At 59.3% G+C, this 25,791-nt stretch carries 27 protein-coding genes; 20 read left to right on the top strand and 7 right to left on the bottom strand.

All coding sequences use genetic code 11. The features are described from left to right. Positions 1 to 115: 115 nt before the first annotated feature. Positions 116 to 1,090: a 2-hydroxyacid dehydrogenase gene (locus tag ACM6G4_RS14860; protein WP_414913997.1), complete on the bottom strand. Its 975-nt coding sequence runs from the start codon at positions 1,088 to 1,090 to the stop codon at positions 116 to 118. 194 nt (positions 1,091 to 1,284) lie between these two features. Between ACM6G4_RS14860 and ACM6G4_RS14855 the strand changes: the two genes are divergently transcribed. After that, positions 1,285 to 1,542 carry a hypothetical protein gene (locus ACM6G4_RS14855; protein WP_414913996.1) on the top strand — a complete coding sequence of 86 codons (258 nt, stop codon included), beginning with the start codon at positions 1,285 to 1,287 and terminating at the stop codon, positions 1,540 to 1,542. Between the two features lie 106 nt (positions 1,543 to 1,648). Here ACM6G4_RS14855 and ACM6G4_RS14850 read toward each other — a convergent pair whose 3' ends face one another. The 3 genes from ACM6G4_RS14850 to norR form a co-directional block, all read right to left on the bottom strand. After that, positions 1,649 to 2,107, bottom strand: a complete 459-nt coding sequence (locus tag ACM6G4_RS14850) for a GNAT family N-acetyltransferase (protein WP_414914037.1) — start codon at positions 2,105 to 2,107, stop codon at positions 1,649 to 1,651. A 27-nt stretch (positions 2,108 to 2,134) separates the two neighbouring features. Continuing rightward, positions 2,135 to 3,037: a chemotaxis protein CheV gene (locus ACM6G4_RS14845; protein WP_056728469.1), complete on the bottom strand. Its 903-nt coding sequence runs from the start codon at positions 3,035 to 3,037 to the stop codon at positions 2,135 to 2,137. A gap of 255 nt (positions 3,038 to 3,292) precedes the next feature. Beyond that, positions 3,293 to 4,843 carry a nitric oxide reductase transcriptional regulator NorR gene (gene norR, locus ACM6G4_RS14840; RefSeq protein ID WP_414913995.1) on the bottom strand — a complete coding sequence of 517 codons (1,551 nt, stop codon included), beginning with the start codon at positions 4,841 to 4,843 and terminating at the stop codon, positions 3,293 to 3,295. Positions 4,844 to 4,999: 156 nt separating this feature from the next. Between norR and hmpA the strand changes: the two genes are divergently transcribed. Continuing rightward, positions 5,000 to 6,181 carry an NO-inducible flavohemoprotein gene (hmpA, locus tag ACM6G4_RS14835; RefSeq protein ID WP_414913994.1) on the top strand — a complete coding sequence of 394 codons (1,182 nt, stop codon included), beginning with the start codon at positions 5,000 to 5,002 and terminating at the stop codon, positions 6,179 to 6,181. 226 nt (positions 6,182 to 6,407) lie between these two features. Further along, positions 6,408 to 6,917, top strand: a complete 510-nt coding sequence (locus ACM6G4_RS14830; protein WP_056728475.1) for a disulfide bond formation protein B — start codon at positions 6,408 to 6,410, stop codon at positions 6,915 to 6,917. A 552-nt stretch (positions 6,918 to 7,469) separates the two neighbouring features. Here ACM6G4_RS14830 and ACM6G4_RS14825 read toward each other — a convergent pair. Beyond that, positions 7,470 to 7,730, bottom strand: a complete 261-nt coding sequence (locus ACM6G4_RS14825; RefSeq protein WP_056728477.1) for a hypothetical protein — start codon at positions 7,728 to 7,730, stop codon at positions 7,470 to 7,472. 27 nt (positions 7,731 to 7,757) lie between these two features. On the opposite strand from ACM6G4_RS14825, the gene cyoA reads away from it, so the two are divergent. The 7 genes from cyoA (at position 7,758) to ACM6G4_RS14790 (ending at position 14,131) form a co-directional block, all read left to right on the top strand. After that, positions 7,758 to 8,702, top strand: a complete 945-nt coding sequence (cyoA, locus tag ACM6G4_RS14820) for a ubiquinol oxidase subunit II (protein ID WP_414913993.1) — start codon at positions 7,758 to 7,760, stop codon at positions 8,700 to 8,702. 3 nt (positions 8,703 to 8,705) lie between these two features. Beyond that, a complete protein-coding gene (gene cyoB / locus ACM6G4_RS14815) occupies positions 8,706 to 10,736 on the top strand; it encodes a cytochrome o ubiquinol oxidase subunit I (protein WP_056728481.1) in 2,031 nt (676 codons plus the stop codon). A 3-nt stretch (positions 10,737 to 10,739) separates the two neighbouring features. Beyond that, positions 10,740 to 11,366 carry a cytochrome o ubiquinol oxidase subunit III gene (locus ACM6G4_RS14810; protein ID WP_056728483.1) on the top strand — a complete coding sequence of 209 codons (627 nt, stop codon included), beginning with the start codon at positions 10,740 to 10,742 and terminating at the stop codon, positions 11,364 to 11,366. Next, entirely contained in the window at positions 11,367 to 11,714 is a 348-nt protein-coding gene (gene cyoD, locus ACM6G4_RS14805; RefSeq protein ID WP_056728485.1) for a cytochrome o ubiquinol oxidase subunit IV, read from the top strand. 11 nt (positions 11,715 to 11,725) lie between these two features. Beyond that, positions 11,726 to 12,613 (top strand): heme o synthase, encoded by an 888-nt coding sequence (gene cyoE, locus ACM6G4_RS14800; protein ID WP_056728486.1) that lies wholly within the window; start codon positions 11,726 to 11,728, stop codon positions 12,611 to 12,613. A 443-nt stretch (positions 12,614 to 13,056) separates the two neighbouring features. After that, complete coding sequence (locus ACM6G4_RS14795; protein WP_414913992.1) at positions 13,057 to 13,695, top strand: DUF6036 family nucleotidyltransferase; 639 nt, start codon at positions 13,057 to 13,059, stop codon at positions 13,693 to 13,695. Then, the gene (locus ACM6G4_RS14790; protein WP_414913991.1) at positions 13,679 to 14,131 is read left to right on the top strand and encodes a hypothetical protein; all 453 of its coding nucleotides are present in this window, start codon (positions 13,679 to 13,681) and stop codon (positions 14,129 to 14,131) included. Before ACM6G4_RS14795 ends, ACM6G4_RS14790 begins: the two co-directional genes overlap by 17 nt. A 101-nt stretch (positions 14,132 to 14,232) precedes the next feature. Here the strand turns inward: ACM6G4_RS14790 and ACM6G4_RS14785 are convergent, their stop codons facing one another. Both ACM6G4_RS14785 and ACM6G4_RS14780 read right to left on the bottom strand, forming a co-directional pair. Beyond that, positions 14,233 to 14,511 (bottom strand): DUF3077 domain-containing protein, encoded by a 279-nt coding sequence (locus ACM6G4_RS14785; protein WP_414913990.1) that lies wholly within the window; start codon positions 14,509 to 14,511, stop codon positions 14,233 to 14,235. A 330-nt stretch (positions 14,512 to 14,841) separates the two neighbouring features. Then, positions 14,842 to 16,260, bottom strand: a complete 1,419-nt coding sequence (locus ACM6G4_RS14780; protein ID WP_414913989.1) for a PLP-dependent aminotransferase family protein — start codon at positions 16,258 to 16,260, stop codon at positions 14,842 to 14,844. A gap of 148 nt (positions 16,261 to 16,408) precedes the next feature. Between ACM6G4_RS14780 and ACM6G4_RS14775 the strand changes: the two genes are divergently transcribed. The 10 genes from ACM6G4_RS14775 (at position 16,409) to ACM6G4_RS14730 (ending at position 25,736) form a co-directional block, all read left to right on the top strand. Further along, a complete protein-coding gene (locus tag ACM6G4_RS14775) occupies positions 16,409 to 17,509 on the top strand; it encodes a hypothetical protein (protein WP_223542470.1) in 1,101 nt (366 codons plus the stop codon). Between the two features lie 42 nt (positions 17,510 to 17,551). Further along, positions 17,552 to 18,832, top strand: a complete 1,281-nt coding sequence (locus tag ACM6G4_RS14770; RefSeq protein WP_414913988.1) for an ATP-grasp domain-containing protein — start codon at positions 17,552 to 17,554, stop codon at positions 18,830 to 18,832. 50 nt (positions 18,833 to 18,882) lie between these two features. Further along, on the top strand, positions 18,883 to 19,377 hold the full coding sequence (locus ACM6G4_RS14765) for a RidA family protein (RefSeq protein WP_008018868.1): 495 nt from the start codon (positions 18,883 to 18,885) through the stop codon (positions 19,375 to 19,377). A gap of 83 nt (positions 19,378 to 19,460) precedes the next feature. Continuing rightward, entirely contained in the window at positions 19,461 to 19,946 is a 486-nt protein-coding gene (locus tag ACM6G4_RS14760; RefSeq protein ID WP_223542468.1) for a cupin domain-containing protein, read from the top strand. A gap of 246 nt (positions 19,947 to 20,192) precedes the next feature. Next, positions 20,193 to 20,837, top strand: a complete 645-nt coding sequence (gene yfcF, locus ACM6G4_RS14755; protein WP_056728502.1) for a glutathione transferase — start codon at positions 20,193 to 20,195, stop codon at positions 20,835 to 20,837. Between the two features lie 32 nt (positions 20,838 to 20,869). Beyond that, complete coding sequence (locus tag ACM6G4_RS14750; protein ID WP_414913987.1) at positions 20,870 to 22,210, top strand: KamA family radical SAM protein; 1,341 nt, start codon at positions 20,870 to 20,872, stop codon at positions 22,208 to 22,210. 31 nt (positions 22,211 to 22,241) lie between these two features. Then, entirely contained in the window at positions 22,242 to 23,117 is an 876-nt protein-coding gene (locus ACM6G4_RS14745; protein WP_414913986.1) for a branched-chain amino acid aminotransferase, read from the top strand. Between the two features lie 18 nt (positions 23,118 to 23,135). After that, entirely contained in the window at positions 23,136 to 23,894 is a 759-nt protein-coding gene (locus ACM6G4_RS14740) for a TauD/TfdA family dioxygenase (protein WP_414913985.1), read from the top strand. 67 nt (positions 23,895 to 23,961) lie between these two features. Next, positions 23,962 to 24,921 (top strand): diiron oxygenase, encoded by a 960-nt coding sequence (locus ACM6G4_RS14735; protein ID WP_414913984.1) that lies wholly within the window; start codon positions 23,962 to 23,964, stop codon positions 24,919 to 24,921. A gap of 14 nt (positions 24,922 to 24,935) precedes the next feature. Then, positions 24,936 to 25,736, top strand: a complete 801-nt coding sequence (locus tag ACM6G4_RS14730) for an N-acyl homoserine lactonase family protein (protein ID WP_414913983.1) — start codon at positions 24,936 to 24,938, stop codon at positions 25,734 to 25,736. The last annotated feature ends 55 nt before the right edge of the window (positions 25,737 to 25,791 follow it).

Below are 25,791 nucleotides of genomic sequence, written 5' to 3'. Positions count from 1 at the left end.
GAGTGGTTTGCAGGTTATGTCGCTTTTTATATGAGCTGGACGGTAAATTGTTTGAGGGAGATGATTCCAGTATGTATATAAAGTGGCACGCCGATTATGGCGTGCCATTGTTTAATCAGACTTTCCACACCTGCGGATTGACCAGATCCTGCGGCCGTTCACCCAGCAAGGCACTGCGCAAGTTGGCCAGGGCACGGTTGGCCATGGCATCGCGGGTCTCATGGGTGGCCGAGCCGATGTGCGGCAAGGTCACGGTGTTTTTCAGCTGGAACAGCGGCGACTCGGCCAGTGGTTCTTTTTCGTATACGTCCAGCCCGGCACCACGAATGCGGTTGTTTTGCAGCGCTTCGATCAGCGCCGGTTCATCTACCACCGGACCGCGGGAAATGTTCACCAGAATGGCACTCGGCTTCATCAGCGTCAGTTCTCTGTGGCTGATCAGATGCTTGGTTTTCTCGCTGAGCGGCACCACCAGGCAGACGAAATCGGCTTCGGCCAGCAATTGATCGAGGCTGCGGTACTGTGCGCCGAGTTCCTGTTCCAGTTCGGTCTTGCGGCTGTTGCCGCTATAGATGACCGGCATGTTGAAACCCAGGCGACCGCGTCGGGCGATGGCCGCACCGATATTGCCCATGCCGACGATACCCAGGGTCTTGCCGTGCACATCGCAACCGAACAGCTGTGCGCCGACAGTGGCCTGCCATTGCCCGGCCTTGGTCCAGGCGTCAAGTTCGGCGACGCGACGGGCGCTGCTCATCAACAGGGCAAACGCCAGGTCGGCGGTGCTTTCGGTGAGCACATCCGGCGTGTTGGTCAGCATGATCCCGCGTTCGTTGAAGTAGTCCAGGTCATAGTTGTCGTAGCCCACCGAGACGCTGGATACCACTTCCAGGCTGGCGGCGTTCTCCAACTGCGCACGACCGAGTTTTCGGCCTACACCAATCAAGCCATGAGCATGGGGCAGGGCTTCGTTGAACTGGGCATTGATGTCGCCGTTTTTCGGATTAGGCACGATGACGTCGAAGTCTTGTTGCAGGCGTTCAACCATTTGTGGAGTGACGCGGCTGAATGCAAGGACGGTCTTTTTCATGGAGGGCGGGCTCGTCGGGCGGTGAAGAATGATGAGCACGCTAACATTCTTCACGGGATTTGTGCGAGTCGTCAGGCGGTCAATGCAAGCTTGCAGCTTGCCGAGCTCCATCCAGTTATACTGCCGCACTTCTTATACTGTGGCATGCGGCTCACTCACCGGGCCCGACACTTCATGCACCACCCGGAGCTTTCATGACTTCCCCGAAACAACCGCCAGTCGCCGACGCCATGAGCGACGTGCAGGCCGAGCTGCCAGACAGCGTCGACTCCAGCGCCGATAGCGAAACCAAAGCCGAGATCCCGGCCTTCAGATTCCCGTTCAAGCCGGGTGAGCTGGCAGCTGCCAAGGGCTCCAACCAGCCGTGGTACAAGAACGGCGCCAAGAACGGCCACACCAAGACGCCGGGCATGGCCCCACCGGGGACTCGTCGGTCGATGGGTAAGCGCTGAGTCTTTATCTCTGCGGTGCCTGATCTGCCATCTTCGCGAGCAAGCCCGCTCCCACATTTGGAATGCAGTCCCCTGTGGGAGCGAGCCTGCTCGCGATGGCGTCGTGTCAGAGCGGTATCGGTTCCCGGCGAACCGCGCGCATCCCGACGCTTTCATACAAGCGCCGCGCCCGAAGGTTGTCTTCACGTACCTTCAGATCCACGAAGCCTTCACGCCGCTGCTGGAACACCTTGAACGCCTGCAACAACAGTGCACGCCCCAACCCCCGGCCCTGAAACCGCGGATGCACCACCAGGTTCTTGATATAGGCACTGGTCCAGCACTGGCAAACACCCACCACTTCCCCAGCATCCAGGGCAATGAAGCACAGGGCCGGGTCGTATTCCGGATCGGTTTCGAACTGCCGTTGCCACATCTCCAGCGCGGCTACGCGACCACCGCCGTCGAGATAACCGAACTCCATCAATCGGTGCACGGCGGCGCCCAGTTCGGGGCGGTACTCGCTCAATTGCAGGCCGGCTGGCCAAGCGGGGGGCGGCACGATTAAAGAGAGGTCGCGCCGCATCAGCCAGCAGAATTCTTCGTTCAACACTCAATAACCCTGTTCGGCGACAGCCTTGGCCGCGGTAATCAGGCACTGGGTCAATTCCGGCGAAGAGAATTTGGTCAGCACCGCGTTCGCTCCTGCCAGTCGTGCTTTTTCGGCGTTCATCGCACTGTCCAGCGAGGTGTGCAGCAGTACATAAAGATGCGCGAAATCCGGGGTTTCCCGCAGGGTGCGGGTGAAGGCGTAGCCGTCCATCTCCGACATCTCGATGTCCGAGACGATCAGGTTGATCTGTTGCGCTGTGCCTTGCAGGTCCAGCAGGCAGTCGATGGCTTCCTTGGCGCTGCGGGCGGTATGGCATTGCAGGCCAAGGTTACGCAGGGTGTGCACCGATTGCTGCAAGGCGACCTGGCTGTCGTCAACCACCAGGATGCGCGCGTTGCCGAGCAGTTCGGCGTCTTCCATGCTCAGTTCGGTCGGCGCCATTTCGATTTGTGCCGGGGCGATGCCGTGGATGACTTTTTCGATGTCCAGCACTTGCACCAGGGTGCCATCGACTGACGTTACGCCGGTGATGTAGGCGCGCAATCCACCGGAGCCGAAGGGTGGAGGGCGGATGTCGGTGGTCAGGCAGTGGACGATCTTGCTCACGGCCTGCACATGCAGGCCCTGCTTGGAGCGGCTGACGTCGGTGACGATCAGGCAGCCGCCGTTCGGGTCTTCCAGCGGACGCTCGCCAATGGCACGACTGAGGTCGATCACCGACAGCGAGGCGCCGCGCAGGCTGGCGATGCCTTTGACGTGGGGGTGCGACTCCGGCAGTTTGGTCAGCGGCGGGCACGGGATGATTTCACTGACCTTGAGCAGGTTGATTGCCATCAGCTTGCCGCTGCGCAGGGTAAACAGCAGAAGCGAAAGTGAGTCTGCGCGGGCTTTGGTGGAGGACATAGGAACCTTCTCTGGAAAAAGGTGACGGGCAATCCAGGGATCGCCAATGACTTCGATGCCGGGTTATCGACTTGTCGGGGGCAGGCTTTAGGGTCAATACCTATCTCGGACCAAATGGTGGACCTTTGTGGCGAGGGAGCTTGCTCCCGCTCGGCTGCGCAGCAGTCGCAAAATCGTCTTGCCTGAAACTGTGCACTGCCGGATCTGGGAGCGCTTCGCACTCCAGCGGGAGCAAGCTCCCTCGCCACAGGATGCTCACTTCATGCCGAGTCTTTTGGCCATCCGCCCCAGGTTCGCCCGATCCAGGCCCAGCTCACGGGCCGCGCTTGCCCAGTTGTTGTTGTGCCGCTCCAGGCAGGCACCGATCAATTGACGCTGATAATGCTCGGTGGCTTCGCGCAAGTCGCCGGTCACCGCTTGCGTGAGGGTAGCGACGGGTTGCTCGGCAGCGGTTTCAACGCTGGCGTTGGGCAAGTCCAGGTCGGCGGCGCTCAAGCTGAGAATTTTCGGCCGTTCCTTGCAATTGCCCAGGGCCTTCAAGGCGCTGCGGCCGATCAAATGTTCAAGCTCGCGCACGTTGCCGGGCCAGTCGTAGGCCAATAGCGCGGCCTGGGCGTCGCTGGTCAGGCGAAGGCTGTTGAGGCCCATGCGTGAGCGGTTCTGCTCCAGGAAGTAACCGCTGAGCAACAGTACATCGCGCCCGCGATCGCGCAGGGCCGGCACCAGCAGTGGATAAACGCTGAGGCGATGGTAGAAGTCGGCGCGGTAACGGCCGCTGCGCACTTCTTCGGCGAGGTCACGGTTGGTCGCCGCGATCAGGCGCACGTCGACCTGATGCTCCTGGTCCGAACCCAGTCGCTGCAACTGGCCGCTCTGCAGCACTCGCAACAACTTGGCCTGCACGGTCAGCGACAACTCACCGACTTCATCGAGGAACAGCGTGCCGCCATTGGCCAGTTCGAATTTGCCGCGGCGGTCGTTCATTGCCCCGGTAAAGGCGCCGCGAACATGGCCGAACAACTCGCTCTCCACCAATGTGTCGGGCAACGCGGCACAGTTGAGGCTGATGATCGGTTTGTCGGCGCGGGGCGAGGCCGCATGGATGGCCTGGGCCACCAACTCCTTGCCGACCCCGGTTTCGCCGGTGATCAACACGGTCAGGTCGCTACCGCCCACCAGGCTGATTTCTTCGACCAGACGCTTGTGGGCCTTGCTCTGGCCGATCATTTCGCGATTCTGCTGGCCGCTGGCCTGGCGGTAGACCTCGGCGCGTTGATGTTCATCTTCGACCCGGTTGTTCAACCGCTCGATGCGCTCGGCGGCGTTGACCGTGGCCGCTGCAAGGCTGGCGAAGGCTTGCAGGGCATCCAGTTCGATCGGTTCGAAGCGCTCCGGGTCGAGGGCATCGAGGGTCAGCAGACCCCAGGGGCGCTCGTCGATGAACAGCGGGCAACCCATGCAGTCGTGGACTTCCAGATGATCATCCAGGCCATCGACCAGGCCGTCATAGGGGTCAGGCAAGTTGCTGTCGGCAGCGAAACGGGTCGGGCCGGGGCCGCTGAGCAGCGCTTCGAAGCGCGGATGCTCGCTGACCTTGAAGCGCCGGCCGAGGGTGTCGGTACTCAAGCCGTCGACGGCCAGCGGCACCAGCCATTCACCATCAAGGCGCAGCAGGGCGGCGGCATCGCACGGGAGCAGGGCGCGCATGGCTTCCAGCAAGCGTCGATAACGCTCACCTTCGGGCAGTTCGCGGGACAGGTCGGAGACCAGGGGCAGCAGGGCGGTGAGCAGTGATTTTGCAGTCATAGTGACTCCGTGTAGTCGGTATGACTATAAAGCAGGCAGTGTCTAAATGACTATTAAGTTATTAAAGTATTGATTTATAAGGATTAAATAGTTGGCACGAAAGCTGATACGCATAGGGTAATCCGTTAGCAACCCAAGAAGATCAGGAGTCACCTTATGCTGAGCGCTCAAGACCGTGCCATCGTCAAATCCACCGTGCCGCTGCTTGAAAGCGGTGGTGAGGCGCTGATCACGCACTTCTACCGCATGATGCTCTCCGAATACCCGGAAGTCCGCCCGCTGTTCAACCAGGCCCACCAGGCCAGCGGTGATCAGCCGCGTGCGTTGGCCAACGGCGTATTGATGTATGCGCGCCATATCGACCAGCTCGACCAGTTGGGCGACCTGGTGGCCAAGATCATCAACAAGCACGTGGCCCTGCAGATCCTGCCTGAGCACTATCCGATTGTCGGCAGCTGCCTGCTGCGGGCCATCGCCGAGGTATTGGGCGAAGAGATCGCCACCCCGGAGGTGATCGCGGCCTGGGGCGCGGCCTACGGCCAGTTGGCGGACATCCTGATCGGTGCCGAAACCAGCATCTATGACCAGAAGGAACAGGCACCGGGCGGCTGGCGCGGGGCGCGGGAATTCATCGTGGCAGGCAAAGTCCAGGAGAGCGCCGAGATCACTTCGTTCTACTTCGAGCCCGCGGATAAAGGTCCTATCCTGCTGGCAGAACCCGGCCAGTACATCGGCATGAAACTGATCCTCGACGGTGAAGAGATCCGTCGTAACTACTCGCTGTCGGCGCTGGCAAACAAAGGCCAGTACCGCATCAGCGTCAAACGTGAGGACGGTGGCCGCGCTTCCAGCTTCCTGCACGACCAGTTGCAGGTTGGCGCCAGCATCGAGTTGTTCCCGCCATCGGGCGATTTCGTCCTGACGGCCAGCGACAAGCCACTGGTGCTGATCAGCGGTGGCGTCGGCATCACCCCGACCCTGGCAATGCTCGAAGCGGCGCTGGAAACCCGGCGGCCGGTGCATTTCATCCACTGCGCGCGCAACGGCAGCGTCCATGCCTTCCGCGACTGGATCGACGGCCTGGCCGAGCGTCACCCGCAACTCAAGCGCTTCTACTGCTACGCCGAAGATGACGGCGTGAGCCCGGCAGCGCACAAGGTCGGTTTGTTGAGCCAGCAGCAGTTGAATGCTTGGCTGCCGGAGCAGCGTGATCTGGATGCCTACTTCCTGGGGCCGAAAGGTTTCATGTCGGCCGTCAAACGCCACCTGAAAGCCTTGGGGGTGCCGGAGAAGCAGAGCCGTTACGAGTTCTTCGGGCCGGCAGCGGCGCTGGAGTAACCCCTAATAAAGATCGCAGCCTTCGGCAGCTCCTACAGGATGCAATCCATTCCGATGTAGGAGCTGCCGGAGGCTGCGATCTTTTGATCTTTCTGGTTAAAAGTTAATCCCTCCTTAACCGTCCTGTCGTCTATTCCCTGCGACATCCCCCTTGCTACGCGCCAGCTCTCAAAGATCAGGCCAGCGTGTAGACTGGCGGGCAATCGATATCTTGAAGGGAAACGCGATGAGCGATGAATCCATGCGGTTGGGCCGTGAACGGCGCTATCTGGTGTTGCTGGGCATCATTTGCCTGGCGCTGATCGGCGGTGCGCTGTACATGCAAATTGTTCTGGGCGAGGCCCCTTGCCCGCTGTGCATCCTGCAACGTTACGCGTTGCTGCTGATCGCGATCTTTGCCTTCATCGGCGCGGCCATGCGCGGCCGTCGCAGCATCACGGTGTTTGAAACCCTGGTGGTGATCTGTGCTGTGGCAGGCGCAGGCGTTGCCGGGCATCACGTCTATACGCAGTTTTATCCGGCGGTCAGCTGTGGCATCGATGTGTTGCAACCGATTGTCGATGACTTGCCGCTGGCGAAGATCTTCCCGCTGGGTTTCCAGGTCGACGGTTTCTGCTCCACGCCATACCCGCCGATCCTCGGCCTGTCGCTGGCGCAGTGGGCGCTGGTCGCCTTCGTGCTGATCGTGGTGCTGGTGCCGTTGCTGACCTCGCGTAACCGCAAAGCGCTGCGCTGAGTTTATCTGCCGCCACGCATTGTCGGACAAAAAAAGCCCCGGTCCTCGAAGAGAGGGCCGGGGCTTTTTTTGTCGTGCAGAGCACATTTCAGAGGCCGGGTAAAAAGACCGTGACGGGCGGCAATCAAGGGTGCGACACATGTGCGACATGTTGTCACAGAGTCGGTGTCGCAGGGCGTTCGAGGAGGCCGGATTGGTACATGGAAACGTAACGAAATCGGGTTGTTTTGCAGGCGGGCGGTTTTTTCCATTGCAGGCACGAACAGGCAGTTTTAACAGGCTCTGGCGAATGCCCGGAGCCCCCGTCATATCGGGCCTTGGGCAAGGTCAAGGGCAGAGAAGAGGGACTGGATACTGTCTGAACCGTGGGTGGAAGGCCTACTTATTTTGGTGTTTTTGTTGAGAATGAATTTCGATAAGATGCGCCACTTTTGCGAAAACGGTTAATGATTGTTGCCGGTTCGGATAAAAATTATTTCGGGATGAGACATGGTTTATAAAACGTTACATATCTACAATCGCCCGCACTGAATTCCCGGCACTGCTCAATTCTTAACCAGAGGTGAGCAGGAACAGGGTGTCGAGAGGTCTGGTGGCTTCATGCGATTCCCAGGTGTCGGAGCCTCCAACTACCCGCACCAAATGGAATTGGTCTGTAACAAGGCCTTTGACCACGTATTCGAATAAGAACTCACCGCAGGCCCGGGATTTGTCGTACAGCGTCTGACGCACGACGGGCATGCCCTTATTCAATCCAAGAAAAATGCCAACCCTTGGCAGGGTGAAGTGTTGGCGATCAAAACCCAACTGCATTGCGCAAGCTGCTTTAGAGGTCGTGAGATGAGTAAAAACAGGTACCCCAGACTACTAGGCTTATTGCCGCTGATCGGCACGTTGTTGCTGTCAGGCTGCAACATGACCTTGCTCAATCCCAAGGGCCAGGTTGGTCTGGACGAGCGAAACCTGATCATCACCGCAACGCTGCTGATGCTGTTGGTCGTGGTTCCGGTCATCGTCATGACCTTCCTGTTCGCCTGGAAATACCGCGCGTCCAACACCAACGCCACCTACACCCCGAAATGGAACCACTCCACCAAGATCGAGATCGCGGTGTGGGCTGTTCCGGTGCTGATCATCATTGCCCTGGGTTACGTCACCTACAAGTCGACCCACGCCCTTGACCCGTACAAGCCGCTGGAATCCGACGTCAAGCCTGTGACCATCGAAGTGGTCGCGCTGGACTGGAAGTGGCTGTTCATCTACCCGGAACAAGGCATCGCCACGGTCAACAAGATCGTGTTCCCGGCCCACACCCCGATCAACTTCAAGATCACTTCCGACGCCGTGATGAACTCGTTCTTCATCCCTGCGCTGGGCGGCCAGATCTACGCGATGGCGGGCATGCAGACCAAACTGCACCTGATCGCCAACGAAAACGCTGAGATGGACGGTATCTCCGCCAACTACAGCGGCGCGGGTTTCACCGGTATGAAATTCAAGGCGATCGCCACTTCCCAGGAAGATTTCGACGCTTGGGTAAGTGAAGTCAAAAAGGCACCTAAACAGCTTGAACAAGCTGAATACGCAGCCCTTTCCAAGCAGAGCCAGAACAACCCAGTCGAGCTCTACTCCTCGGTGACACCGAACCTGTTCCAGACCATCGTCGACAAGTACGAAGGCATGAAACCGGGTCCGAAAGTGAAGCACGAGAAAGAAGAGAAAGAAGTGGCCGCTACGCAAGGAATGGACATGAACGCGCATTCAGCTGCCGGGGCAGAGGAGTAAACGATGTTTGGTAAATTAAGTTGGGAAGCGGTCCCGTTCCACGAGCCGATCGTAATGGTGACCATCGCCATGATCGCGCTCGGCGGTCTGGCACTGTTCGCGGGTATCACTTACTTCAAGAAGTGGACCTACCTGTGGACCGAGTGGCTGACGTCGGTCGACCACAAGAAAATCGGCGTGATGTACATCATCGTCGCCATGGTCATGCTGCTGCGCGGCTTCGCCGACGCCATCATGATGCGTACCCAGCTGGCCATGGCCACCGAGGGTTCGCCTGGCTACCTGCCACCTGAACACTATGACCAGATCTTCACCGCTCACGGTGTGATCATGATCATCTTCATGGCGATGCCATTCTTCACCGGCCTGATGAACCTTGCAGTGCCGCTGCAGATCGGCGCGCGTGACGTTGCCTACCCGTTCCTGAACTCCCTGAGCTTCTGGCTGCTGGTATCCGGCGTAGTGCTGATCAACCTGTCCCTGGGCGTCGGCGAATTCGCCAAGACCGGCTGGGTTGCCTATCCGCCGCTGTCGGGCCTGCAATACAGCCCTGGCGTGGGGATGGACTACTACATCTGGGCGCTACAGCTATCGGGCCTGGGTACGACGCTGACGGGGGTCAACTTCCTGGCCACCGTGCTGAAAATGCGTACCCCTGGCATGAAGCTGATGGACATGCCGATCTTCACCTGGACCTGCACCTGGGCGAACGTCCTGATCGTGGCTTCGTTCCCGATCCTGACCGCTACCCTGGCACTGCTGACGCTTGACCGTTACATGGATTTCCACATCTTCACCAACGAACTTGGTGGCAATCCGATGATGTACGTGAACCTGTTCTGGGCGTGGGGTCACCCTGAGGTGTACATCCTGATCCTGCCAGCGTTCGGTATCTTCTCCGAAGTCATCTCGACCTTCACCGGCAAGAAACTGTTCGGCCACCACTCGATGGTCTACGCATCGGGCGCGATCTCGATCCTGGGCTTCATGGTTTGGCTGCACCACTTCTTCACCATGGGTTCGGGTGCCAGCGTCAACGCCTTCTTCGGTCTGGCGACGATGCTGATTTCCATCCCGACGGGTGTGAAGCTGTTCAACTGGCTGTTCACCATCTACCAGGGCCGTCTGCGTTTCACCAGCCAGGTGCTGTGGACCCTGGGCTTCATGGTGACCTTCGCCATCGGCGGCATGACCGGCGTACTGCTGGCCATCCCGGGTGCCGACTTCGTTCTGCACAACAGCCTGTTCGTGATCGCGCACTTCCATAACGTGATCATCGGCGGTGCGGTATTCGGTTACATCGCAGGTTTCGCGTTCTACTTCCCTAAAGCGTTCGGCTTCAAGCTGCACGAAGGCTGGGGCAAGGCAGCATTCTGGTTCTGGATCAGCGGCTTCTTCGTCGCGTTCATGCCGCTCTACGCTCTGGGCTTCATGGGCATGACCCGTCGCCTGAACGCCACCACCAACCCTGAGTGGGTGCCGTACCTGTACGTCGCCATGTTCGGCGCGGTGATGATCGCCGCGGGTATCGCTTGCCAGCTGATCCAGCTGTACGTCAGCGTGCGTGACCGCAACAAGCCGGAAAACATGTGCGAACACGGCGACCCGTGGAATGCACACACCCTGGAATGGTCGACCTCGTCGCCACCTCCGTTCTACAACTTCGCCGTGCTGCCAAAAGCCGACGTAGTCGACCCGTTCACCGAAGCCAAGGAAAACGGCACTGCGTACAAGGCCCCGGCCAAGTACGAGCCGATCCACATGCCAAACAACACCGCCACCGGTGTGGTCATGGGTGCTCTGTTGACCGTGTTCGGTTTCGCGATGATCTGGCACATCTGGTGGCTGGCAATCGCTGGCCTGGCCGGCACCGTGATCTACTTCGTGATCCACGCGGCCCGTGATGATCAAGGCTATATGGTGCCGGTCGACGTGATCGAGCGCATCGAAGCCGAGCAGCACAAGCGTCTGGTAGCGGCAGGGAAAATCCCGGCCACCGCCACCCGTGTTGAAACCTCGTTGGAACAGGCTTAAACCATGTCGAACTTAGTGACCAATGCTGGACACACCCATGTCGATGGACATGGGCATGATGACCATCACCACGACTCGGGCGAGATGACCGTATTCGGTTTCTGGCTCTACCTGATGACCGACTGCATTCTGTTTGCGTCGATCTTCGCGGCGTACGCGGTACTGGTTAACAACGTAGCGGGTGGCCCGTCGGGCCACGACATCTTCGAACTGCCATACGTACTGGGCGAAACCGCCTTGCTGCTGTTCAGTTCGATCACCTACGGCTTCGCCATGCTGGCGTTCTTCCGTGGCAACAAGAAGCAGGTCCTGGGCTGGCTGGCCATGACCTTCCTGTTCGGTGCCGGCTTCATCGGCATGGAGATCAACGAGTTCCACATGTTGATCTCCGAGGGCTACGGCCCTAGCCGTTCCGGCTTCCTGTCCGGGTTCTTCACCCTGGTCGGCACCCACGGTCTGCACGTGACCAGCGGTCTGATCTGGATGGCGATCATGATGTATCAGGTGCAGAAAAACGGCCTGACGGCGACCAACAAGACCCGTCTGAGCTGCCTGAGCCTGTTCTGGCACTTCCTGGACGTCGTGTGGATCTGCGTATTCACCGTTGTTTATCTGATGGGGACTATGTAAATGGCTAACACAGCTCATTCCCAAAATGGCCATGACAGCCACGACGCCGGTCACGGCAGCGTCAAGTCCTACGGCATCGGTTTCATCCTGTCGGTGATCCTGACCCTGATCCCGTTCGGGCTGGTGATGTACCCGACGCTACCGAAGTCGATCACCCTGATGATCGTCGTCGCGTTCGCAGTCATCCAGGTGCTGGTGCACCTGGTGTACTTCCTGCACCTGGACCGTTCGGCCGCGCAGCGTAACAACGTGATTGCGTTTGTCTTTGCCGCGATCGTGATTGTCCTGCTGGTTGGCTTGTCGCTGTGGATCATGTTCAGCATCCACACGTTCATGATGGCGAAGTGAGGTAGATCCGCATGTCCCTTAAGCACTTTATCCAAATCACCAAACCGGGGATCATTTTCGGTAACGTGCTTTCTGTGGCAGGCGGATTTTTCCTGGCCTCCAAAGGGCATGTCGATCTGGCCATCTTCCTGGCCGCCATGATCGGCACGTCCCTGGTGGTTGCCTCCGGTTGCGTGTTCAACAACTGCATCGACCGCGACATCGACATCAAGATGGAACGCACCAAGAACCGCGTGCTGGTCCAGGGCTTGATCTCCCTGAAACTGGCCCTGATCTATGCGACCGTCCTGGGTGTTGCCGGCGTTGCCCTGTTGTACAAGGTGGCCAACCCGTTGGCCGCGTTGTTCGCGGTAATCGGCTTCGTGATCTACGTCGGCTTCTACAGCCTGTACCTCAAGCGCAAGTCGGTTCACGGCACGCTGGTGGGCAGTCTGTCGGGTGCCATGCCGCCAGTGATCGGTTACGTCGCAGTCAGCAACACCTTCGACATGGCCGCGCTGACCCTGCTGGTGATGTTCAGCCTGTGGCAGATGCCGCATTCCTACGCCATCGCGATCTTTCGCTTCAACGATTACCTGGCCGCATCGATTCCGGTGCTGCCAGTGAAGCGCGGCATCCAGGTGGCCAAGAAGCACATCCTGCTCTACATCCTGGCCTTCCTCGTGGCGACCTTGATGCTGACCTTCAGCGGTTACGCCGGCATGAGCTACCTCGCCGTCGCCGCGGCCATGGGCATGTACTGGCTGTACATGGCCTGGACCGGCTACAAGGCAGTGGATGACACGGTCTGGGCACGCAAGCTGTTCGTGTTCTCGATCTTCACCATTACCGCGTTGAGCGTGATGATGTCCCTGGACTTCAAAGTGCCGACCGAGTTGCTGCTGACGTACGCGCCGTAAGCGTCGGATGCTGTAAAGAAAAGCCCCGCCTTCGAGAGAAGAGCGGGGCTTTTTGTTTGGGCGTTTTCTGCTGGACCAAGTTACCGCCATCGCGCACTAACAGGCGAATTCGATATCTGTCCGCTTAAGAAAAAATTGAGAAAATCCCAAATTATTAAGATTTTCTTGGCCCACTTAAGAAAAAATGCGCGGTCAGACCCAATAAATGGGGTAAGGCGGAGGGTTCCGAGGTCTTGGGGGGGAATTTGTCATTGGGTTTCCATCTCCTGTGTTTCGTCCGTTGCCGCCATCGCGACCAAGCTCGCTTACGATAGGGAGACCTGACCGGCAAAAATGCCTACGGTTTTGCCTGAACTTTCCCACGAGTTTTTCAGGTTGAGGGTCGGAAGTCGCATATCTAGCCTCGGGGATGCTGTCATTACAAGCATCTCAGAGGCTCTACGATGGAACTGCCAGAGGTAATCACCCCGCGTGTTAATACGAATACAGCGTTGGGGCAGGCTTTGATTTCGATGTTCAAATCTGTCGAAGCGGAGCTGGAACTTGAGAACGCAGGACCAGGGGCGGTCAAAATTATCGTTTTCGGTGGCTGCGCTGTTCACCTTTATACCCATCATCGCGTTTCCACCGACGTCGATGCCGAGATTTATGAGGCTCATGTTCCCGAAGGTTTACACCTGCAAGCCATGCTCGCAGAGATACCCGAACAGTTTGTTGATGAGCGATCCGGTCGATTGATGGAGCTGAACTACGACCTGCAATACAACACCAGTTTTGGTCCGATACATGAGGACTATTGGGAGCGGAGCCTTCCTATTGAAGAGTTTCCGATTGAGTCCCCGCTGCACGTTCATATCGCAGCACCTGTCGACATTGCCATCTCCAAGCTGGGCAGAGCGACCGATCAGGACATTGGTGATATCAAGGCACTTCTCAGGGCTGGTTTCATCCTGACTACCGAGTTCCGTCGGCTGGCATTGCAGGCGATTGATGTATATGTTGGCAACAAGGAGCCATCAATCTCCGTTCTCACTAATATTTTGCATGATTATCTGGAGAGCACAGTTGACGAAGCCCCATAGCGGCCACGTCCTCTCATCCGCCTTGGACACGCTGGTAAAAAGACCTTTGAATCAAGCGGATGACGCTGCTCTCGTGAGCGCCGCCAAAGCTGTCTGGTATTCGGACTCAAATCTTGAAAGCGAGGTAACCGCTTTTTTGACTCGGCACACTGACGAAGTGGAGGTTCGGCGTGCTGGCTATCTGCTCGAGCGATTCACTCGATTTACTTGCTTGTCCGATCTCCGGGTGTCGGAAACTCTCAATGTCCTCGAGCTTTTTGCACATTCGACTTCCGTGCAAGCCGTGATGCTACAAACCGTCACGCCACTGCGTCGACGCCGTGATGAACTCGCTGTCTCTTGGGGGTTGAGTGAGGGCCTCGGCCTAAAAGCCCAAACCCTCATGCCTTTTCAGACCCGGCATTACGAAGCTGAGCAGCGCGCCATGTTTTCCTGAGCTTTGGTTGCAGCGAATAGGCTGCATTGTTTGGCCCAAAAGTTGAAACGGCTTGCAGCGCAAAAGCCCCTCCTTTCGAGAGAACGGTGGGGCTTTTTCATTTACGCGCGGTTGTTACATGGTGCGTCGAGCACCTTCACCACGTCGTCGATGATTGCCTTGCTCATGTCCTGCAAAAAATGTGAGGCCCAGGCATGTCGGTCGGAGTCCCGAACCATGGCGGCGTCTGAGGCGAGCAGTTTGGCTACGTGGAGCAGGTCGGAGGCGTGGTAGAGGGCTTCGATCACCGGGACACCGGCGTTGATGCGGAACAGCGGTTCGTTGGCGTGGTAGGAGAACGGGGTGAGGCCGATGGTTTTCAGGTCTTGAAGGTTGGTCATTGGGCTTCACCCCCTATCGGTTGGGAGGTGCTGGGTGCAAAAGCATAAATTTTGAACGAATAGTTGGCATGCATAAGGAGAACTCCAATTGTTCCTACATCGAGTTCGAGTTCTCAGGCCCGGTCGCTGAATTGGCAGCGACCGGGCGAAGTTAGCCGGCAAGGATGAGGTCGGCAATCGTAGCGATCTGGTGGCCGGGGATCTCATTGGGCACCGCAATCCCTGTGGGAGCGGGCTTGCCCGCGAAGGCGGTGTGTCAGGCAACATTGATGCTGGATGTGACGGCCTCTTCGCGGGCGAGCCCGCTCCCACAGGATTGAGGGTAGTCAGTTACTTAAGTGGTTTATCAAGCAACCGGAAAAACCGCTCCCGCACCTGCAAGCTGTCGCTGTGAGCCACATTGAATCGCAGGAACTGGCTGGCATCCGGCCCTTTGCTCAGCAAGGTGCCCGGCGCCAATACCATGTTGTTCTCCAGCCCCTGGCGCGCCAGGTTTTCGGCGTGCAGGCCCTCCGGCAACCGTGCCCAGATAAACACGCCTTCGCCGGGCAACGAGGAAAGCGAACACCCGGCCTGCGCCAGCCAACCGGCCACACGGCTATTGGATTCATATAACCGATCTACCGTGCGCCGCGCATGCTTGGCATAGCTGCCGTCGCTGAGCATGGTGCAGGTGATCTGCTCTGCCAGCTCCGACGTTACCCCGCCGCAGGCCATTTTCAGGGCGACCATGCGCGCCGCCAGTTGCGGCGAGAGCACGGTGTAGCTGACGCGGCTGTTGGCGGTCAGGGTCTTGGAGAAACCGGAGACGTAACTCACATGATCCAACCCGCTGGCGGCCAGGCGCGGGGTGCGGCGTTGCTGGATGTCGCAGTACAGATCGTCTTCGACGATGTGCAAGCCATAACGGTGGCTCAGTTCCAGCAAGCGGTAGACCTGGGCCGGGGTGAACGAGTGACCGGTGGGGTTATGCAGCGTGCTGTTGGTCATGTACAGCACGGGTTTGTGGGCGATCAGCAGTTGCTCGAACGCGTCGAGGTCCATGCCGTCGCAATCCCGGGCGATGGTGATGACTTTGGCTCCATGCAACGCCAGGTTGGCGTGCATGTTGAAGTAGCAGGGGTCGTCGAGCAGCACGGTGTCGCCGGGTTTGACCAGCAGGCGCATCAGCAGGTCGATGGCCTGCATGGTGTTGGCGGTGGTGATGATCTGGTCCACCGACGCCTCGATGCCGAAGGTTGCCAGTTTGACCCGCAGGGCTTGGCGCAACGGCAAGTAACCGCCGGCTACGCCGTACTCGCCCATGCGCAACGAAGTTGCTCGCAGGGTAGCGCGCACGGCTTTCTGCAATTCTTCGGCGGGTAGCCACGAGGTTGGCAGAAAACCGCAGCCGGGGCGCAGCGCGCCGTTGTCCAGCAGCAAGGCGCGACGAATCACGCTGAGGGTGTCCTGGGGTTGCAGGTCCGGGCCGGTGCCGCTTTTGAGCGCCGCTTCGGAGCGGTGCACGTAATGCCCGGAGCCCTGGCGAGACACCACCAGCCCCTTGGCGCGCATGCGGTCCAGGGCATCGACCACCGTGGACTTGCCCACGTTCATCAAGTCGGAGAGTTCGCGAATCGGCGGCAGCTTGGCGCCGTGGGGCAGGCCCCCGGTGCTGATGGCTTGCGTCAGCTGATCGACGATCTGCTGCACCAGCGGCGCGCCGGGCTGGAATTCAATGGCGGCGATGACTGCGCGTTGAACCTGCATTTTACTGGTCTCTCCGGCAGTAAAGTTCGTTGGATTCTATACGAACTTGCCCTGATCAGGACAAGCCTCTCTCTCTACCATGCTCTTACAGACTTTTCTGAATGTCGGCCTTTGCCGGCGGGCGTTCACCCGGTTCTTGAGGTGCTGCATGAGTGTCGAAACAGCGGTCGCGGTGGCTAAACCGGTCATTAACCTGCGGTTATTCACGATCCGGATCATCACCGCCGTCTCGCTGTTCGCGGTACTGGGCAAGGCCAACGTCTGGCTCGACACGGCCACCAACAGCATCCTGGCCCTTGGGTATCGCGCTTTGTTGCTGCTGTTGCCCCTGACTTTACTGGTGCTTGGCCGCCGTTCCCTGAGCGTCACCCTGCTGTGTGCCGGCCTTGGCCTGGTGCTGCTGGCGCTGACCAGCAATCAAGGCATGGTGATGTTTGCTGCCGCGCTGTTTGCCTACGGCATCGCCATTGCCGGTTACCTGATCAAGAGCGAAGCGGCCCAGACCAAGGAAGGCGCGGCCTACAACCGCGTGGCCATGAACATGGGCAGCCTGGTGGCCGGTTTGATCCTGCTGTCGCCGCTACTCACGCCGACGATGTTTTTCCTTGGTGCGGCGGCCTTCGTTTTGCTGTGCCTGCCGATCGCCCTCGGCGCGACCTTCACCACCGAGCCGGTGGTCTCCCGCCCGGCCAGCCAGACCGGCAGCAACTGGGGCAACAAACTGCCCTGGGTGATCGCCGGCATCATCATGGGCATCAAGCTGTTCGGGGTGTTCTCGATCCTGCCACAGGCAATCCTGCTCAAGACCGGCGAACTGCCGGCCTGGTACGGCTTGATGCTGATCCTCAACAGCGCCGTGGTGGTGTTCGCCCAGGTGCCGGTGATGAAGCTGATCGAGCGCACCGGGCGCTTCAAGGTCGTGTCGGTGATCGCGATCATCGTCGGCGGTTTTGCGGTGCTGTCTTCGCCTGCCGCGTTCCACGTCGAAACCCTCGCCGGGGCGTTGGTCTGGGTGGCGCTGCTGTCCATCGCCGAATGCGCCTTCAGCTACCTCGATTACTTCTCGGTCAAGCAAAACAACATGTTCGTCAAGGAAGTGTCCCTGGGCGTCGGGGCCGGGCTGACCGTATTGATCATGCGGGTGGTGCCGGCGCCCTACAACGCGCTGGTGCTGGCCGCCATCGGTGCCGCTGGGATCCTGGCCTGGTACTGGTTCAACCGTAAATCCAATGCGTCGTTGCATGACTGAGTCATCGCCGTTGCGGTTTTCACCTTGCAGGTCGGGGGGATTATGAATACGACTTCATGCGTAGTAGTGGTCGGTTACAACGGCAATCGGGTGCACGACATCCAGAAGCTGCGCGAGCTGTGCAAGTCGCTCTACAACGCCAGGCTCATCCTGCTGGTCGAGAAAATTCAGCCCCACGACGACCAGGTGGCCGATCACGTCTGCAGCACTTCGCTGGCCGAAGACGATGTGGCGGCGTCCCTTGAACTGGTGGTGGGTTGCCTGAATGCCGACAGCTGGAAGCTGATCGGCGTACTGCCGTTCTCCGATCGTGGCGTGCTGCTCGGTGCAGCGCTGGCCACTCACTTCGGCCTGCGGGGCATTACCCCTGGCGAAGCGCGGGCGGGCCTGGACAAGCAGATCTTCCGCCAACTCGAAGCGGCGGCCAGCAGTGCCCCCGAAGAATACCGGCCAGTGTTTTCCGCGCGGGTCGCAAGCCTGTCGGAACTGCGCCAGCGCGTCGTCGAACTGGGCGGAAAAGCCTTCATCAAGCCGGCCTGCGAAGGTGCGAGCCGGGGCTGTCGCGTCATCCACCACCCTTCGGAATGCGATGACGCCTGGCTCGCCCTGAAGCCTTACCGCGAAGGCGGCATCGTCCTTGAAGAGCTGGTGGAGAATGCCCGGGAATACAGTTGGGACTGTGTGGCCGGCAGCACCTGGGTGACGGAAAAAACCACCACCGAAGGCGCCTACCGCGCCGAGATCCAGCAAGTCGTGCCCGCACCGCTTGCGCCTGAGGTACAGGCGCGTTTGATGGCAGCCGGTCGGCATATGGCGGGCTTGGTATCCCTGGCCAATGGCGCCTGGCACAACGAAGTGTTCCTGCGCCGCGACAACCTGACCTCGGCCGTGGAAACCAACATGCGCCCCGGCGGCATGCACATCTGGGACCTGGCCAAACGCGCCTTCGTCAATTTCGATCCGTGGGAACGTTGGGTGCGCTGGGCAGTGGAAGGCCAGAGCGAACAGCACGAGCCAGTGGCCCGCGGTTATTGCGGCATCCGCCTGCTCAGGGCACCGGCCGGCGGCATCCTGCGCGCAACGCCTGACATCGAGGCCCTGGCCCGCGCCCTGCGCATCGAGCTGGTGGAGGGGCAGTACGCCAGGCGTGTCGGTGACTCGGTCAGCGCCCAGATCAAGGACAACTTCTCATTCATCGGCCACATCGTGCTGTTCAACGAACACTACGGGCAACTGAGCAACGACCTGTTGCGCCTGACCGAGGCGATTGAGTCACGCATTGAGGTGACTTGCCTGGCACCGGCCACCCGCGCCGTGTGTTGAGCCGGCAAGCAACCGTTTTTTTTTCATTACTGATCTAGAGGGTTCGATCAATGATCCAGCACATGACCTGCGATGAACGTTTCATCGCCCTGGCCAAAGAGTTTGGTTATGACATCTACGGCGAAAACACCGCAGGCGGACATTACGCGCCACTGATCCGTCATCACGATGAGCTGTATATCAGCGGCCTGGTGCCGCGCATGAACGGCAAGATCCATTACCCCGGCCGCGTCGGGCTGGATCTCACCATGGCCGATGCGCAAGCGGCCGCCAGCATCAGCGCGATGCGCGGGCTGGCGCTGATCGTCGATGCCATTGGCTCGCTGGACAAGATCAAGTCATTGATCCGGGTAACGGTCTATGTGAAGTCCACCGCGGACTTTGTCGATTTGAGTGAAGTGGCCAACGGCGCCTCGGATGTGTTCAGCCATGTGCTGGGCGATGCCGGTAAACATACCCGCACTACAGTGGGTGTTTATCAGTTACCCAAGAATGCCGCGATAGAAGTGGACATGATCGCCGCCTTGCGCCCATCGGTTTTGTAAGTTGTTTCCAGACTTTACAGTGCTGAATAGTTAACTTAAGGTTTGGCGCTAAAGTATGGGTAATAATAAAAAAGGGCGTGCGAATGGATAACTTTCAAGGTGCGTTTTTTTCATATAAGGACTTTCGTCAGAGCCTGCACCATCGAGCGCCAAGTCCCAAGGTATGGAAAGGCACTGAACTGGCGGGTATGCGTCAGACCCTTGAAGCCAGCGACGTTGATATTGTCGCGCTGGCTCACGACAAGAGCATTGCGGGCTGTGAAGTGACACCTGGCATGGCGATCGCCATGCAATGGCTGAACCCCGGCGTGACGCTCAACGGCCATGCCCATTCCTGGTGGCATCTATTTGTCATCCAGTGCGGCAGCGGCGTGTTGACCCTCGGCGATGCCGACGGGGTCAATGTCAGCAATGGCGACGTGCTGCTGGTACCGGCCTGGACCAGACATGGCTTCGTCAACAGCAGCAGACACGAGCCCCTGGCGATGCTGAACATGAGCAATATGCCGCAAATGGCACTGCTCTCGAACTTTGCCGACAGCCATGGCCTGATCACCACCCAACCGTAATTTTTCGGCGCATCAGCCGCCCAGGGAGCCCACCTTCGTCGGCTCCCTTTTTTTGTTTTTCAGACCTGCCCCGGTATCGCCTTTTGCAGCGTTATCACCGGGATTCTGGCTGCGTATCTGCCGCTGGAAAACAACTTTCTGTATCGATTGAAACGGACAAATTCTGTATCTATTCAGCCTTCATTCAACTAACTACGATCACTCCCAATGCACGTCAATCCCTGCAGTTGGTCAATGGAGTGTTCTATGGAAAACAGGAAGCTAAAACTGTATGTCGGCGCCGATCATGTCAGCGCCTTTGCGATGTCGGCTTTTGTGGCGCTCAAGGAAAAGCAACTTTCATTTGAACTGGTTACTGTTGATCTAAAAGCGCGCGAAAACTATCTGCCGAGTTATCGCGATCTTTCGCTGACCTGCAAGATTCCAACGTTGGTTCACGACGATTTTGCCTTGTCGGAATCATCGGCGATTGCCGAATACCTTGATGAACTCTCCCCGGGGCATAAAAAACTCTATCCGCAGGACCTCCGTCAGCGTGCCCGTGCCCGTCAATTGCAGGCCTGGTTGCGCAGTGACTTGCTGGTGGTGCGCAAGGAGCGCCCGTTTGACCTGGTGTACTTCGGCAAGAAAAACACCGCGCTGTCCGACGAAGCCCAAGCTGCCGTCGAGCGCCTGTTCTTCGTCGCCGGGCATTTGCTGGAGGAGGGTGCCGAGCATCTGTTCGGTGACTGGAGCATTGCCGACACCGACCTTGCAATCATGCTCAACCGACTGGTTGCCAACGGCGATCCGGTGCCTGCACGGCTCGCGGCGTATGTGCGCCGCCAGTGGGATCGCGACAGCGTCCGGGCGTGGATGGACATAGAGCGCAAAGCGCCGGCCATCGCGTAACGACACTTAGGGCAATCACCAGGAGCGCGGCCATGCAAGGACTGTCAGAGCACGAACGCTACAAACCCTATAACTCACGCACCATCCGCGACTCACCCTACTGGCACAAGCTGACGCCGGCATTGCAGGAGGCCATGACCGTGGTGGCCCGGGTCATGCCGTTTCGCACCAACGAATACGTGCTGGGCACGTTGATCGACTGGAACAACATTCCGGACGATCCGGTTTTTCGCATGACCTTCCCCCACAAGGACATGTTGCTGGCGGAGGAATATGCCTCGCTCAAACAACTGATCGAACTGGATGACAGCGCAGCGATCAAGCGTCGGATCGAGGCGATCTGGCGGCGCATGAACCCGCATCCGGCCGGGCAGTTGACCCACAACGGTGTGACCCTCAACGGCAAGATCCTGCCGGGTATCCAGCACAAGTACCGCGAGACCGTGCTGTTTTTCCCCGGTGCCGGTCAGACCTGTCACGCGTACTGCACCTTCTGTTTCCGCTGGGCGCAGTTCATCGGCGAAGAAGAGCTCAAGTTCAATGCCCGCGAGTCCCAGGAGCTGGTCAGCTACTTGAAGGTGCACAGCGAAGTGACCGACGTGCTGATTACCGGCGGCGACCCGATGATCATGAACACCCGCTCCCTGGCCGGTTACATCGAGCCGCTGTTGGATTTGCCACACCTGAAGAACATCCGCATCGGCACCAAGTCCGTGGCGTACTGGCCGCAGCGTTTTGTCAGTGACAAGGATGCGCCTGAACTGCTGGAGCTGTTCCAGCGCATCGTCGCGGCGGGGAAAAACCTGTCGATCATGGGCCACTACAACCACCCCGTGGAGATCCGTCAGGCCATCGCCCGCCAAGCCATCGAGCGCATTCGCTCGACGGGCGCGACGGTGCGCATGCAGGCGCCGCTGATCCGTCACATCAACGAAAACCCCGCCGATTGGGCCGCGCTGTGGACCGAAGGGGTACGGCTTGGGGCCGTGCCTTATTACATGTTCGTCGAGCGCGATACCGGCCCCAGCCACTATTTCGCGATGCCGCTGGCCAGGGCCTTCGAGATCTTCCAGGCGGCGTACCGCACGGTGTCGGGGCTTGCGCGCACGGTGCGCGGGCCGTCCATGAGCACCTTCTACGGCAAGGTGTTGATCAACGGCATCGAGACCGTCGCCGGGGAAAAGGTCTTCGTCTTGCAGTTCCTCCAGGCACGCAATCCGCAATGGGTGTTGCGCACCTTCTACGCGCGCTTCGATCCGCACGTGACCTGGTTCGACGACTTGCAACCGGCCTTCGGCGAGCGTTCGTTCTTCTTTCAGACCGAGCTCACCGCCGTGCCGGAATTGATACCCGTGTTGCTGGAAACAGCGTAGGAAAAATCATGAACAATGGGGAGATATGGATATGAGCAGTATCCCGTTTGATCAGCGCGAGGGCGTTATCTGGCTCGACGGCGAGTTCGTCGAGTGGTCCCGGGCGCAGTTGCATGTGCTGACCCATGGCCTGCATTACGCGAGCACCGTGTATGAAGGCGAGCGGGTCTACAACGGCAGGATCTTCAAGCTGCGCGAACACAGCGAGCGCTTGTATCGCTCGGCGCAACTGATGGACTTTGCCATCCCCTTTGAGCTGGCTGAACTGGAGGCGGCCAGCCACGAACTGCTGCAACGCAACCAGGTCGTTGACGGTTATCTGCGCCCAGTGGCCTGGCGCGGCAGCGAGATGATTTCCACCTCGGCGCGTTTCAACCGTGTGCACGTGGCCATCGCCTGCTGGCAATGGCCGAGCTATTTCGACCCGGCGGCGCGCATGGCCGGTATCCGCTTGAAAACCGCGAGCTGGCGTCGTCCGCCACCGAGCAGCAACCCCTTCGAAGCCAAGGCCTCCGGGCATTACCAGATCGCCACGCTGAGCAAGCACGATGCCGAGAACACGGGCTACCACGATGCGCTGATGCTCGACTGGCGTGGCCATGTTGCCGAAGCCACCAGCGCCAATGTGTTCTTCGTCAAAGGCCGGACGCTGCACACGCCGCTGCCGGAATGTTTCCTCAACGGCATCACCCGCCAGACGGTGATCGAACTGGCCAGGGCGCTGGACTACCAGGTGGTTGAACGCACGATTCTGCCTACGGAGCTTGGCGACTTCGATGAGTGTTTTCTCACCGGCACCGCCGCCGAAATTACCCCGGTGCAGAGCATCGACGGGCAGCGCTATCGACCGGGTGACGCCTGCCGCGACTTCATCGCCGCGTACACCTCAACCGTCAACGCCGGATAACCCGCCAGGAATCTCACCATGTCAGACCAAGGGATTGTTGCGTCTCAACCTTGCATTGCGCTCGGCCATCGTCATGAAGAACTGTCGACGTTGGGCTGGACTGTGCTGACCCCGGACGAATTTGCCGATGATGTCGTAGGCACCTTGAGCGAATTCGGCCCGATCATTCCGCAGTTCAACGGCCAGATGGCCTTTGCCATTACCCGCAAGCCGGGTTACGAAGACTTGCCGTATTCCCAGAGCATGAACGGCATCGGCCCGCACACTGAAGCGCCAGTGTACGGGCCGCCGCCGCGCTACCTGGCGTTGCATTGCCATAAACAGGCCTCGTGCGGCGGTGGGCACACCGGTTTGGTGGACGGTTATGAATTTCTCAAGTTCCTGGAGCGCAGTGAACCAGAACTGCGTGAGTGGCTGGATGACTCGCCGGTAGAATTTGTCGCCACCGCCAAACCGGGTGAACCGGGACAGCGGCGGGTCAAGGAATACATCCTCACGCCTACGCAAGACGGGGATATTTTTCGCTTCAGCTACAACCAGTTTCACTACGGCGACGTGAACCCGTCCAAGGCTGCCCTGCAGCAATCGCTGGTGACCAACAGCACCTCGCCACTGGCCAGGTTTGCCGCGCTCGGTGAAGCGTACTTCGTCGAGCACAACATTGCGGTGCTGATTCCCGACGGGTGCCTGCTGATTTGGGACAACTGGCGAATGATCCACGCCCGCAGTCGTTACACTGACCCGGCGCGCAACCTGACCCGCTATTGGCTGGCCTGATTTTTCCGTCGCCCTTCATTCTTTTGGCGTACCCCTTGGCGGGTACGCGTCTTACAGGTATCGCGTCATGCAGACAGCAATCGAGATCGCCCAGGTCGATCATCAACTGATCGTGCGGCTCAACCAGGGCTGGACCAAGCGCGCCTCCGTTTGTGATCCAGACAGGGCCCGGATCAACGAAGTGTTTGACCCGCTACGACCGGATTACCCGGAGTGCATGGTGCCGTTCTTCCACCATCCGAAATTCCAGGCCTTGAGCGACAAACTCAAAAGCAGCGTGGTGACCTGGGGCTGGATCGGCTACAACCTGCGCACCATCACCGCCGAAGAACATGTGGTCAATCCGGCGCTGAGCGTCATCGCCAATCAGTACCTGGGCAAGGATGACTGGCATTTTCGCGAGGCCATGCAACAGACCCTGATCGACGAGCACTACCACACGCTGATGCACCTGCGGGCCATCGAGCGGACCAAGCTCGACCGGGCGCTGGATCAGGATCTGGACTTGCCGCCGTCCGTCACGTACCTGCGCCTGAAGGCCCAGCGTGAAGCACTGCCCGAGCAATGGCAGCGGGATCTGGCGGCGATCACTTTTGCGGTGGTGGCCGAGATCAGCGTCAACGCCTATCTGGACTTGCTGGCGGACGACCAGACCATCCAGCCGCAGAACCGCCGGGTGGCCGAACTGCACAACCGTGATGAGTACGCCCACAGCAAGGTGCTGGTCGAAGTGTCCAAGGTCATGTACGCGAACATGCAGCCCATGCAGCGGGAATTTTTCGCACGCAACCTGTCGGTGGCGCTGAGTGCTTTTATCGCTCAGGACTACTCGATGTGGGAGGCGATTCTGACGCAGCTCGGGGTCGAGGATGCGGCGCTGATCATTGCCGACACCCGCGAGAGCAACAAGAGCGCGACCATCATGCGCGACTACAGCGGCCTGCATAAGCTGGCTCAGGACCTGGGCATCAGCGAGCAGATCGATTTCGATTTCCGCCCGACCCTCAAAACCACGGCGGTCGCCTGAACCCGGAGGTGTCCATGTCTGCTCCTGTGTACGAAGTGTTCGCTATTCGTGTCGGCGCAAACGCCCAGCGCAGCGCCAGGGAGAACTTTCTCTACGACGCCTGCTGCGGTGATCCGAATGCACCGATGCCGCTGGACTACTACTTCTGGGTCATCCGCAACGAGCAGCAGGTGATCGTGGTCGACACCTGTTTCCAACCGGCCACGGCGGACCGGCGCAATCGCCAGATGTATCGCCTGCCGGAAGAGTCCCTGCGGCAACTGGACATCGATCCGGCCCGGGTCGAGCATCTGATCCTGACCCATTTGCACTGGGATCATGCCGGCAACCTCGGGCTGTTCCCGAAGGCGACCGTGCATCTGCAGGAAGCGGAATTGCGTTTCTGCACCGGGCCGAAAATGGCCCATCGCCCGGTGAACAAAACCTACGAAGTCGAGGACGTGATGTCGGCGTTGCCGCCGCTGTTCGAAGGGCGGATGCGTTTGCACAATGGTGTTGTCGAGGTCGTTGCGGGCGTGACCTTGCACCCGGTGGGCGGACATACGCCGGGCAGTCAGGTGGTGCGGGTGAACACCGAGCGCGGCTGGATCGTGCTGGCCTCGGATGCCGCGCATTTGTGGGTCAACATTCGCGAGCGCAGTCCGTTTCCGATTCTCGATGACCTGGCGCAAACCCTCGAAGCCTTCACCGAAATCGACCGCCTGGCCGGCAGCGAAGACCACGTCATCCCCGGCCACGACCCGCTGATCGCCGAGCGTTTCCCGCACTGGAATGACGACCCGCATATCATTTGCCTGCACCAAAACCCTCACTAACCCCGCAACCCCCTGTAGGAGCTGCCGAAGGCTGCGATCTTTTGATTTTGATTTT

Source organism: Pseudomonas sp. IT-P258, from assembly GCF_949767825.1.
Lineage (GTDB): Bacteria > Pseudomonadota > Gammaproteobacteria > Pseudomonadales > Pseudomonadaceae > Aquipseudomonas > Aquipseudomonas monachiensis.
Note: the sequence above shows the minus strand (reverse complement) of the source record. Positions and strands in the feature narration are given on the sequence as shown.

Bases quoted from the DNA above. Each gene is read 5' to 3' on its own strand.
- ACM6G4_RS14860 (WP_414913997.1), bottom strand. From the start codon at position 1,090: ATGAAAAAGACCGTCCTTGCATTCAGCCGCGTCACTCCACAAATGGTT.
- ACM6G4_RS14855 (WP_414913996.1), top strand. From the start codon at position 1,285: ATGACTTCCCCGAAACAACCGCCAGTCGCCGACGCCATGAGCGACGTG.
- ACM6G4_RS14850 (WP_414914037.1), bottom strand. From the start codon at position 2,107: ATGCGGCGCGACCTCTCTTTAATCGTGCCGCCCCCCGCTTGGCCAGCC.
- ACM6G4_RS14845 (WP_056728469.1), bottom strand. From the start codon at position 3,037: ATGTCCTCCACCAAAGCCCGCGCAGACTCACTTTCGCTTCTGCTGTTT.
- norR (WP_414913995.1), bottom strand. From the start codon at position 4,843: ATGACTGCAAAATCACTGCTCACCGCCCTGCTGCCCCTGGTCTCCGAC.
- hmpA (WP_414913994.1), top strand. From the start codon at position 5,000: ATGCTGAGCGCTCAAGACCGTGCCATCGTCAAATCCACCGTGCCGCTG.
- ACM6G4_RS14830 (WP_056728475.1), top strand. From the start codon at position 6,408: ATGAGCGATGAATCCATGCGGTTGGGCCGTGAACGGCGCTATCTGGTG.
- ACM6G4_RS14825 (WP_056728477.1), bottom strand. From the start codon at position 7,730: ATGCAGTTGGGTTTTGATCGCCAACACTTCACCCTGCCAAGGGTTGGC.
- cyoA (WP_414913993.1), top strand. From the start codon at position 7,758: ATGAGTAAAAACAGGTACCCCAGACTACTAGGCTTATTGCCGCTGATC.
- cyoB (WP_056728481.1), top strand. From the start codon at position 8,706: ATGTTTGGTAAATTAAGTTGGGAAGCGGTCCCGTTCCACGAGCCGATC.
- ACM6G4_RS14810 (WP_056728483.1), top strand. From the start codon at position 10,740: ATGTCGAACTTAGTGACCAATGCTGGACACACCCATGTCGATGGACAT.
- cyoD (WP_056728485.1), top strand. From the start codon at position 11,367: ATGGCTAACACAGCTCATTCCCAAAATGGCCATGACAGCCACGACGCC.
- cyoE (WP_056728486.1), top strand. From the start codon at position 11,726: ATGTCCCTTAAGCACTTTATCCAAATCACCAAACCGGGGATCATTTTC.
- ACM6G4_RS14795 (WP_414913992.1), top strand. From the start codon at position 13,057: ATGGAACTGCCAGAGGTAATCACCCCGCGTGTTAATACGAATACAGCG.
- ACM6G4_RS14785 (WP_414913990.1), bottom strand. From the start codon at position 14,511: ATGACCAACCTTCAAGACCTGAAAACCATCGGCCTCACCCCGTTCTCC.
- ACM6G4_RS14780 (WP_414913989.1), bottom strand. From the start codon at position 16,260: ATGCAGGTTCAACGCGCAGTCATCGCCGCCATTGAATTCCAGCCCGGC.
- ACM6G4_RS14775 (WP_223542470.1), top strand. From the start codon at position 16,409: ATGAGTGTCGAAACAGCGGTCGCGGTGGCTAAACCGGTCATTAACCTG.
- ACM6G4_RS14770 (WP_414913988.1), top strand. From the start codon at position 17,552: ATGAATACGACTTCATGCGTAGTAGTGGTCGGTTACAACGGCAATCGG.
- ACM6G4_RS14765 (WP_008018868.1), top strand. From the start codon at position 18,883: ATGATCCAGCACATGACCTGCGATGAACGTTTCATCGCCCTGGCCAAA.
- ACM6G4_RS14760 (WP_223542468.1), top strand. From the start codon at position 19,461: ATGGATAACTTTCAAGGTGCGTTTTTTTCATATAAGGACTTTCGTCAG.
- yfcF (WP_056728502.1), top strand. From the start codon at position 20,193: ATGGAAAACAGGAAGCTAAAACTGTATGTCGGCGCCGATCATGTCAGC.
- ACM6G4_RS14750 (WP_414913987.1), top strand. From the start codon at position 20,870: ATGCAAGGACTGTCAGAGCACGAACGCTACAAACCCTATAACTCACGC.
- ACM6G4_RS14745 (WP_414913986.1), top strand. From the start codon at position 22,242: ATGAGCAGTATCCCGTTTGATCAGCGCGAGGGCGTTATCTGGCTCGAC.
- ACM6G4_RS14740 (WP_414913985.1), top strand. From the start codon at position 23,136: ATGTCAGACCAAGGGATTGTTGCGTCTCAACCTTGCATTGCGCTCGGC.
- ACM6G4_RS14735 (WP_414913984.1), top strand. From the start codon at position 23,962: ATGCAGACAGCAATCGAGATCGCCCAGGTCGATCATCAACTGATCGTG.
- ACM6G4_RS14730 (WP_414913983.1), top strand. From the start codon at position 24,936: ATGTCTGCTCCTGTGTACGAAGTGTTCGCTATTCGTGTCGGCGCAAAC.